Source organism: Ruegeria sp. CDSA221, from assembly GCF_059611825.1.
This window is the reverse complement of record NZ_JBXWPK010000019.1, coordinates 60,748-70,918: the sequence shown is the minus strand read 5'-3', so window position 1 is coordinate 70,918 and position 10,171 is coordinate 60,748. Positions and strand designations below refer to the sequence as shown.

Genomic DNA, 10,171 nt, shown 5'->3' with positions numbered 1-10,171 from the left:
GCGTCCGGCCGTCTCTCCAACCCGTCCCACCGTCTCTCCAGTGTGTCACAAGCGCCTCAGCAGCGCCGGTGAAGGGGTATTTACGGATTAGGTCTGGGACCTGCAACCCCCAATCTGAAAAAACTTTGCATTTCTTAACAGAAACTTCTCTAGGTTAATGAAAACAACAGGTTAGCTTAACAATTCTCTCTTCCGAACCGGTAACGGACCGCACGGAACGGGGGAAAGAACAGCCCCTGGGCGGAATCGTACCCAATGCTGGGTATGCGCCCGGAACCGGGGCAAACAAAACGCCGCCCGAGTCTCCTCGGACGGCGCAAATTCTGCGAAGGTCGCAGGCTTACTTCAGATCGAACCTGTCTGCATTCATGACCTTGTTCCAGGCCGAGACGAAGTCGCAGACAAATTTGCCTTCTGCGCCTGCCTGACCGTAGACCTCGACCAGAGCCCGCAGCTGCGAGTTGGAGCCGAAGACCAGATCGACGCGGGTACCGGTCCACTTGACCTCACCGCTGGCGCGGTCCCGACCTTCATAGACGCCTTTGCCCGCGGGTTTCCATTCGGTGCCCATGTCCAACAGGTTGGTGAAGAAGTCGGTGCTGAGCGTGCCGACGCGTTCGGTCAACACACCATGCTTGGTGTCACCAAAATTGGCGCCGATCACGCGCAGACCGCCAACCAGCGCGGTCATTTCAGGCGCCGACAGCGTCAGCAGCTGGGCCTTGTCGACCAGAAGCTCTTCGGGTGAAACCGAATAATCCGTCTTCTGATAGTTGCGGAAGCCGTCGGCCTCGGGCTCGAGCACGGCAAAGCTGTCCACATCGGTCTGATCTTGCGTCGCATCGGTGCGGCCAGGTGTGAACGGAACCTCAACCTCCTGACCACCGGCCTTGGCGGCCTGTTCGACACCCACATTACCAGCCAGAACGATCACGTCGGCCAGAGACACTTTCTTGCCCCCGGATTGTGCGCCGTTGAACGCCGCCTGAACGCCCTCAAGCGCGGTCAGCGCCTTGGCCAGCTTCATCGGTTCGTTCGCGTCCCAGTCTCTCTGCGGAGCAAGACGGATACGCGCGCCATTGGCTCCGCCGCGCTTGTCCGAGCCGCGGAAGGTCGAGGCCGAAGCCCATGCGGTCGAAACCAGCTCGGACACCGACAGGCCAGTGGCCGCGATCTTAGCCTTCAGCTCGGCCACATCCGCGTCACCGATCAGCTCGTGATCCACGGCGGGGACATTGTCTTGCCACAGCAGTTCCTCGGCCGGAGATTCCTCGCCGATGTAATTCGAACGCGGGCCCATGTCGCGGTGGGTCAGTTTGAACCATGCACGGGCGAAAGCGTCAGCGAATTCTTCCGGGTTCTCGTGAAAACGCTTTGAGATCGGACCATAGATCGGGTCCATGCGCATCGCCATGTCGGCGGTGGTCATCATGGTTTTGACCTTCTTCGACGCGTCATGCGCCGCCGGGGCCATGTCTTCTTCTTTGACATTCACCGGTTCCCAAATCCACGCGCCCGAAGGGCTTTTGGTCAGGTTCCAGTCATATCCGAACAGCAGGTCGAAATAGCCGTTATCCCATTGGATCGGATTTGCGGTCCAGGCGCCCTCGACCCCTGAAGTGGTGGTATCGTCACCCTTGCCGGACCCAAACTTGTTGATCCAACCAAAGCCCATCTCTTCGATCGGGGCGGCTTCGGGTTCGGGGCCGACCAGATCGGGATCGCCCGCGCCATGCGCCTTGCCGAAGGTGTGACCACCAGCAACCAGAGCAACGGTTTCCTCGTCATTCATTGCCATACGGCCAAAGGTGTCGCGGATGTCACGACCCGAAGCCAGAACGTTGGGCTCTCCGTCCGGACCTTCAGGGTTTACATAGATCAGGCCCATCTGCACTGCGGCCAGTGGGTTTTCCAGATCGCGCTCACCGGAATACCGGCTCTGCGGATTGTCGGTCGGGGCCAGCCATTCTGTCTCGGTTCCCCAATAGATGTCTTCTTCGGGGGCCCAGATATCGGCACGGCCGCCGGCAAAACCAAAGGTTTTGCCACCCATGGATTCGATGGCGCAGTTACCTGCCAGGATCATCAGGTCAGCCCAGGAAATCTGGTTTCCGTATTTTTGCTTGATCGGCCACAGCAGACGACGCGCCTTGTCGAGGTTACCGTTGTCCGGCCAACTGTTGAGCGGCGCAAAACGCTGGTTCCCGGTCGAGGCCCCGCCACGGCCATCTGCCGTCCGGTAGGTGCCTGCACTATGCCAGGCCATCCGAATGAACAGACCACCATAATGGCCATAATCCGCCGGCCACCACTCCTGTGAATCCGTCATCAGCGCATATAGGTCTTCTTTCAGCGCCTTCATATCCAGCTTTTTGAACTCTTCAGCATAGTCGAAATCCGAACCCAGAGGATTCGAAGCCGCTCCGTGCTGGTGCAGGATCGACAGGTTTAGCTGGTTCGGCCACCAATCCCGGTTGGAACGGGTTCCAGCGCCGTGCATCACAGGGCATCCGCCTGCTTTGGGGTTATCACTTCCGTCCATATCGGTCTCCAATCCTAGCTAATATCCGGCGATCTTGCGCAGTGAAATTCGTGGTAATCAAGAACACAGATTCAAGACACGTTTTCCCCATCCAAATACACTGAGCATCTGGCAAGGGTATCGGTATTCCTGAAGTCCTGACCTAGTCAGAAATAGCAAATTGCATTCATGCATAAAAGTTTTGTTTAATGATGAAAACCATAGGAAATAATTATGAAGAGAACATCCCCGGATCCCGTGCAATCGGAGCAATTTTCAAATCCCTGAATAACCTTGGGTCACATATAGACCACAGCCCTTGTTTTTCATCCGTATGCGACCACTGTCTTTATGAACGACACGAGCGCGGGTTCTTTTGTTCGGATCCGCGCCTAATACAGATTGACCGGCGTATTTGACTGCCGGTTCCGAAAATTTTTGGAGTCTGAATGCAATTTGACTATGTAATTGTCGGCGCAGGATCCGCCGGTTCGGTTCTTGCCGGTCGTCTGAGCGAAGATCCTGGAATACGTGTCTGCCTTCTTGAAGCCGGAAACGGCGGCAACGGCATGCTTACCAGATTGCCCGCGGCAACAGTGGCCTCGCTGCCGGGGCGGCCGAAAATCAACAACTGGGCATTTGAAACCGTGGCCCAACCGGGGCTGAACGGCCGCAAAGGATATCAGCCGCGCGGCAAGACGGTGGGCGGGTCCAGCGCGATTAACGCAATGTTGTACGTCCGGGGTCAGCGTCAGGACTATGATGGCTGGGCTGAACTGGGCTGTGCCGGTTGGGACTGGGACAGCGTCCTTCCCTATTTCAAGATGTCCGAACATAACGAAGATGGCGCCGACGACCATCACGGCGACAGCGGCCCTCTGCACGTGTCAAACCAGAAACAGCCGCGCCCGATCACGCTTGCCTTTATTGAAGCTGCCGAACAGATGCAGCACCGCCAAAGCCGGGACTTCAACCGGGGCGATAACGAGGGCGTTGGTCTGTATCAGGTCACACAGTTTCACGACCCCTCGAAGAATGGCGAGCGATGCTCGGCAGCGGCAGCCTATGTCTTTCCGGTCATGGACCGCCCAAACCTGACGGTCATTACCGACGCCCATGCCAAAGAGCTGACCTTTGAAGGAAAGCGGGCCACCGGTGTGGTGTACAGGAAAAAGGCCAAAGGTGCGGATATCACTGTCTCCGCCAGGCGCGAGGTTCTGGTTTGCGCCGGTGCACTTCAAACTCCGCAGTTGTTGCAGCTATCCGGGATTGGTGCCGCTGATGATCTGGTCAAACATGGGATCGAGGTGCGGCACGACCTGCCGGGCGTTGGCAAGAACCTGCAGGACCATCTGGATTTCACGCTGCTCTATAAAACCCGGGACACCAACACATTCGGCATCGGTGTCGCTGCCGCACTGAATTTGGCAGGACATATTTGGCGCTGGCGTAAGACCGGTAAGTCGATGGCGGCCACGCCATTTGCCGAGGGCGCCGCGTTTCTGAAAACCTCCCCGGATTTGGATCGCCCCGACATCCAGCTGCACTTCGTCATTTCCTTGGCCGATGATCATGCAAGGAAGCTGCATTATGGCTATGGGTTCGGCTGCCATGTGTGCAAATTGCGCCCCGAAAGCCGTGGCACAGTCGGGCTGCACAGCGCCGATCCCTTTGCCGCTCCGGCCATTGATCCGGCTTACCTGTCCGATGACCGCGATCTGGACACGCTGATCAAGGGCGCGCGTATGACCAAAGACATTCTGCACGCGCCAGCCTTCAGTAAATTCCGGCACAAAGCGATGTACGGCATGGATGACGCTCAGACCGATGCGGATTGGGAGCACCATATTCGCGCTCGCGCCGATACGATCTATCACCCGGTCGGAACCTGCAAAATGGGTGTGGATGCGATGGCCGTGGTTGACCCCGAACTGCGTGTGCGCGGGATCGAGGGGCTGCGCGTGGTCGATGCATCGGTCATGCCTACTCTGGTTTCGGGAAACACCAACGCCCCAACCATCATGATCGCCGAGAAAGCCGCGGACCTGATCAAAGCCACCGCCCGATAAGGGCTCAGCCGTCCTTCATCAGGGCCTGCAATCCAGCGCGGTAATCCGGATACAAAAGCCGGATACCCAGTTCATCCTTGATCCGGTCATTCCTGACCCGCTTGTTTTCATTATAGAAACTTCGGGCCATCGGGGACATATCGGCCTGGTCGAACGGAACCGCAGCGGGCAGAGGCAGGCCTTGCAGTTCAGCCGCATAGGCGATGACATCCTGTGGCGGCACCGGCTCATCGTCACAGACATTGTAAATGCCACCCGGGTTCGGCGATGCCATCGACGCCGCAAGCACCTGCGCGATGTCCGCCACATGGATGCGCGAGAACACCTGCCCCGGTTTGATTATGCGGCGCATTCCCACCCGTTTAAGTTTGGAAAATGGGCCGCGCCCGGGGCCATATATCCCGGCAAGGCGAAAGATGTGGACGGGCAGGCCCGGAATGTCTTGCCATTGTGTCTCGGCCCGGACGCGCCACCTGCCGCGCTCGGCCATTGGTGAAGGAAGGGTCGCCTCGTCCACCCACCCGCCTTTGTGGTCCCCATAGACTGCGGTTGTGGAAAGGTATCCGACCCAATCGAACTGACCTGCGCGGTCAGCGATTTCGTCGCCAAGCGCCGCCAGCACCGGATCTCCGCCCGCATTCGGCGCGGTCGAAATCAACAGATGTGTTACCCCGTCCAAATCAACCGTCTGACCGGGCCAGATCACCGGTTCGGCACCGGATGCCCGGACCGCACCCGATTGCGCCGGATCGCGCGTAGTTCCGAATACGCGCCAACCCGCCGGTTCAATATGCCGCGACAGGGCCTGCGCCGAATATCCGTGACCGAATGAAAAGAGTGTCTTAACCATATCCTTCTTGATGATCGCCAATGGTCCAAGATGCAAGCACCCGCCACTGGATACTTGATTCGAATCCCCACATACGCCTTTCATGAGTCATGAGTACAAAATCGCCCGACCTGCATGCAGCTTATGCGCTAGACAGCCCCGAGGACCACAAACGGCTTTATGCCGAATGGGCTGGCGACTATGATGACGGTTTTGCGGCGCGCGAGGACTATCAGTTGCATATCCACACCGCCCGCGCCTTTGTCAGCGCCGGGGGACAGGGCCCGGTTCTGGATGTCGGTGCAGGCACCGGGCTTTGCGGTGTGGTACTGGCCGGGTTGGGCGTTGGCCCAATCGACGCCACCGATATCAGCACCGAGATGCTGGATCAGGCCCTGCGCAAAGACATCTACCGCGACGCGATTGAGGCTGACCTGAACCAGGGCATCCCGGTGCCGCGCGACAGCTATTCGGGCATTGTGTCCTCGGGCACATTTACCCATGGCCATCTCGGCCCCGAGGCCCTGCCCGCGCTGTTGAACGTGGCCCGGACAGGCGCGCAATTCGCTCTGTCGATTAACGCGAAACACTACGAATCTCTGGGATTTGCTGACGCACTGCACCAGCTTGCCCATGGGCAGATACAAAACTTGTCCCTGCCCGAAGTTCGAATCTACGGCGACCTGGCTGCCGGGCCCAACCGGGACGATACCGCCCTTATCGCAATGTTCGAGAAGATCTGAACCCGCTCAGCGCCCTTTCCAGACCGGGTCGCGTTTCTCGGCAAAGGCGCGCGCGCCTTCGAGGTTGTCTTCAGAACCATATAGAATGTCCACCGTTGGCAACTGCCGCCCGGTGATCCGGTTCATGGCATCCTGAAACTTGGAATCTTCGGCGTCGCGCACGATCTCTTTGATCGCCGCGTAAACCAGCGGGGGGCCGCTGGCCAACAAACGGGCCAGTTCCCATGCCCGGTCTAAAAGCTGATCACCTGGGACGATCTCGTTGATCAGGCCCCACCCTTTTGCCTCAACCGGATCGAACCAGCGGCCAGTCAGCAGCAGTTCCATCGCGATATGGTAGGGGATGCGTTTTGGCAGCTTTACACTGGCCGCATCAGCCACGGTGCCCGACCGGATTTCGGGCAGGGCAAAGCTGGCATGCTCTGCAGCGATGATCATATCCGCACTCAGCGCCAGCTCCAGCCCGCCACCACAGGCAATCCCGTTCACCGCGGCGATGACAGGCTTGTTCATATCCCGCAATTCCTGCAGCCCGCCAAAACCGCCGACTCCATAATCTCCGTCCACGGCGTCTCCGTCCGCGGCGGCCTTCAGGTCCCACCCCGGGCAAAAGAACTTTTCGCCACCACCGGTCAGGATGGCCACGCGCAACTCAGGATCATCGCGGAATTCGCGGAACACTTCACCCATGATCCGGCTGGTGGCCAGATCAATGGCATTTGCCTTGGGTCGGTCCAGAGTGACCTGCAGAATCGCGCCATCGCGCTTGGTTTTAACCGGGTTCATATACGTGCCTTTCGGATCAGAGCATCCACGGCCACAGCGCCATCGGGATTGCAGATGAGTGGATTGATTTCAACTTCGCTGACATGGGCTGCATTGGCAATAACATAGGCTTGCACAGCCTCGGCTGCATTCAGGATCGCCTCGGTATCCGCCGCCGGTTTACCGCGATACCCCGCAAGCAACGGCGCACAGTTCAGCTTGCCCAGCACCTGACGGACCACGTCCCGGGATGACGGGATCAGCACTGAAACACTGTCGCGCAGAATTTCGGTCAGCACGCCTCCAGCCCCTAGCGTCAGAACATAGCCATGGGCCGGATCACGGGTGACGCCGATCAATAACTCGGCAACACCGCCTTGGGCCATCTCTTCGATCAGAACTTCGTCGGTTCCAAGCTCGGTCGCAACCGCGCTCAGATCGTCCAAGCCGACGCCAAGGCGCACCGCACCGTGTTCGGATTTATGCGCAAGCCCGACGCCCTTGACCGCGAAAGGCGCGGTCAGATTCGATGCAGCATGCGCAGCCTTGTCCGGACGCGTCACTACGGATTGAGGAATCCGCAGACCATGATCTGCCAGCGCCCGTTTGGCCTCTGCTTCGGTCAAGACATGGTCTGCCTCAGCCTGCGAGGGCAACAGTACCGGATCAGCCGGTGCCGCAACCGGCCGCGCGGCGGCCTCAACCGCAGCCAAGGCTTCATGCAGACCGGCAAAGGGCACCACACCGCCGTCCAGCAGGCGCTGCGCCACGTCCTCTGGCAAAAGTTCGGGTAGGGTCGCGGCAACGGCAAAGGATCGCCCGGTTTGGGCAGCGCAGTTCAACGCCGCTTGGGTGGCACATTCCCAATCCGATGCGTCGGTATGAGGATAGTCGACAATCGCAATGGTAATGGCTTGTTCCGGCCCGGTCATCGCCGACCACGCGCGGGTCATCGCTTTGGTATCGCGCCATATATAGGTGTGGTAGTCCAGCGGGTTCGCCAACGCCACCATGGGCCCCAAAGCTGCGCGCAGGTCAGCTTGCTGCACCTTGGTCAATGGCGGGAAATGCAGATCGCGCCCCTCGGACATATCTGCGGCTAGGCTGGCCTCACCGCCCGAGCAGCTGATGGTACCCAACCCGCTGCCGCGCAATCGCCCCGTAACATGCAACAGCTTCAGACATTCCAAAAAGCTGGGAATGTCGTCCAACCGTGCGATTCCCAACCGGTCCAGAAACGCCTGCGCGCCCGCATCACCACCTGCCAAAGACGCGGTATGCGAAATCGTCGCCGCCTGCGCATGGGACGAGCGGCCCATTTTCAAAGCAACGACCGATACGCCCCGTCTGCGTGCCTTGTCGGCCAAAGCCTCCCATTTTCGCAGATCGCCAAACCCTTCGATATGAACACCGATAGCGGTGATCCGGTCGTCGTCCAGAAGTGTTGAGGCAACGTCAGCCTGATGTGTCTGCGCCTGATTCCCGCAGGTCAGCATGAACGCCAGCGGCAGGGCCCGGCGTTGCATGGTCATGTTGATTGCAATATTCGAACTTTGCGTCAGGATCGCTACGCCTCGTTCCACCGGTTGCATCCCATGCTGATCCGGCCAGACTGCGACTTGATCCAGCCCGTTGACGAAACCATAGCAATTGGGACCCAGAACAGGCATTTCCCCGGCGGCTGCAATCAACTGGTCCTGCAGATCGGCGCCCAGATCATCCTCTGCTCGCGCCTCGGTGAACCCCGACGCGAAACAAACCGCACCCCCTGCCCCGATCGCTGCCAGCGCCTGAACCGCCTCGATTGTTGCATGACGATTGATGCCCACAAAGGCCACATCCGGGGCCGTGGGCAAATCCTCGAGCCGCGCAAAAACGCGCTCTCCGGCGACCTCGGCGGCTTTGGGATGGACCGGCCAGATATCGCCCTGAAACCCGAACTTTCGCGCCTGTTGAATGACTGACGCGCACCAAGCCCCACCACCGATCACAGCAATGGAGCTGGGGTTCAACGCCCGTGCCAGCGCCGTTGTCATGCGCCAAGTGCCCGCAACAGCTCACGACTGATGATGTGACGCTGAATCTCGCTGGTACCGTCCCAGATGCGTTCGACACGCGCATCGCGCCAGAACCGTTCCAGCGGGTAATCGTCCATCAGCCCCATGCCGCCATGTACCTGAATCGCGGCGTCAGTCACCCGTGCCAGCATTTCGGACGCATAGAGCTTGGCCGAGGCAATCTCGCGGTTTGCAGGCAGCCCTTTGTCCAGCCGGTCGGCCGCTGCCAGCGTCAACAGGTCAGCGGCATCGATTTCGGTGATCATGTCAGCGATCTGGAATGACACGCCCTGGAACTTGCCGATTTTCTGACCGAATTGTTCACGCGTGGCTGCATAGTCCAGCGCATAGTCAAAGGCGCGACGTGCGCGTCCGACCGACATGGTCGCCACGGTGATGCGGGTGGCATAAAGCCAGGTATTCATCACCTCGAACCCGCCATCGACCTCGCCCAACACCTGACTGTCGGGCAGGCGACAATCGTCAAAATCCAGGACCATGTTCTTATAGCCCCGGTGGCTGACCGATTTATACCCGTCCCGGATGGTGAATCCCGGCGTGCCGCGATCCACAAGAAAGGCTGTGATCCGTTTCTTTGGACCTTTTGGCGTTTGATCTTCACCCGTCGCGATGAAAACGATGATGAAATCGGCATGCTCCGCGCCCGAGATGAAATGTTTGGTCCCGTTGACGACCCAATCTCCGCCGTCTCGAACTGCGGCACATTTCATACCACGCACATCCGAACCTGCACCTGGTTCGGTCATCGCCAGTGCATCCATCCTTTCGCCCCGAACTGCGGGCATCAGATAGCGTTCGACTTGCTCGCCCTCGCAGGCCATCAGGATGTTTTGCGGACGGCCAAAGAAGTGGTTCAAGGCCATCGATCCCCGACCCAGTTCGCGCTCGACCAGTGCAAATTCCCGATGGTTCAGCCCGGCACATCCGACGCTTTCGGGAAAATTGCAGGCATAGAAACCCAATTCAGTGGTCTTGCGCTTGATCTCATCCGCTATTTCCTGGGGAACCTCGCCGGTACGTTCAACCAGCTCTTCATGTGGATAGATCTCTTTCTCGACGAAACTGCGAACAGTCGCGGCGATCATCTCTTGCTCGTCGGTCAGGCCATATTGCATCTGCGGTCTCCACATCTTGGGCTTGCGATATCGTGGCCCGGGTTGCAAAGT

Annotated in this window: 7 protein-coding genes; 2 read left to right on the top strand and 5 right to left on the bottom strand. The window is 59.0% G+C overall.

Annotated elements, in window-relative coordinates; all coding sequences use genetic code 11:
* Positions 1-340: 340 nt before the first annotated feature.
* Positions 341-2,542, bottom strand: coding sequence for a catalase/peroxidase HPI (gene katG, locus AC2FJ5_RS20020; protein WP_496794394.1), 2,202 nt, complete (start codon positions 2,540-2,542; stop codon positions 341-343).
* Between the two features lie 428 nt (positions 2,543-2,970).
* On the opposite strand from katG, the gene AC2FJ5_RS20015 reads away from it, so the two are divergent.
* A complete protein-coding gene (locus AC2FJ5_RS20015) occupies positions 2,971-4,590 on the top strand; it encodes a GMC family oxidoreductase (RefSeq protein ID WP_496794393.1) in 1,620 nt (539 codons plus the stop codon).
* Between the two features lie 4 nt (positions 4,591-4,594).
* Here AC2FJ5_RS20015 and AC2FJ5_RS20010 read toward each other — a convergent pair whose 3' ends face one another.
* Positions 4,595-5,440, bottom strand: a complete 846-nt coding sequence (locus tag AC2FJ5_RS20010) for an SDR family oxidoreductase (protein WP_496794392.1) — start codon at positions 5,438-5,440, stop codon at positions 4,595-4,597.
* A gap of 89 nt (positions 5,441-5,529) precedes the next feature.
* Between AC2FJ5_RS20010 and AC2FJ5_RS20005 the strand changes: the two genes are divergently transcribed.
* Positions 5,530-6,162 carry a class I SAM-dependent DNA methyltransferase gene (locus AC2FJ5_RS20005; RefSeq protein WP_496794391.1) on the top strand — a complete coding sequence of 211 codons (633 nt, stop codon included), beginning with the start codon at positions 5,530-5,532 and terminating at the stop codon, positions 6,160-6,162.
* 6 nt (positions 6,163-6,168) lie between these two features.
* Here AC2FJ5_RS20005 and AC2FJ5_RS20000 read toward each other — a convergent pair whose 3' ends face one another.
* The 3 genes from AC2FJ5_RS20000 to AC2FJ5_RS19990 are packed head-to-tail and all read right to left on the bottom strand — an operon-like array spanning position 6,169 to position 10,120.
* A complete protein-coding gene (locus AC2FJ5_RS20000; RefSeq protein WP_281973956.1) occupies positions 6,169-6,948 on the bottom strand; it encodes a carnitinyl-CoA dehydratase in 780 nt (259 codons plus the stop codon).
* Positions 6,945-8,963 carry an acetate--CoA ligase family protein gene (locus tag AC2FJ5_RS19995; RefSeq protein ID WP_496794390.1) on the bottom strand — a complete coding sequence of 673 codons (2,019 nt, stop codon included), beginning with the start codon at positions 8,961-8,963 and terminating at the stop codon, positions 6,945-6,947. Before AC2FJ5_RS19995 ends, AC2FJ5_RS20000 begins: the two co-directional genes overlap by 4 nt.
* Positions 8,960-10,120: an acyl-CoA dehydrogenase family protein gene (locus AC2FJ5_RS19990; RefSeq protein WP_496707756.1), complete on the bottom strand. Its 1,161-nt coding sequence runs from the start codon at positions 10,118-10,120 to the stop codon at positions 8,960-8,962. The genes AC2FJ5_RS19995 and AC2FJ5_RS19990 overlap by 4 nt, the downstream gene beginning before the upstream one ends.
* Positions 10,121-10,171 lie beyond the last annotated feature (51 nt).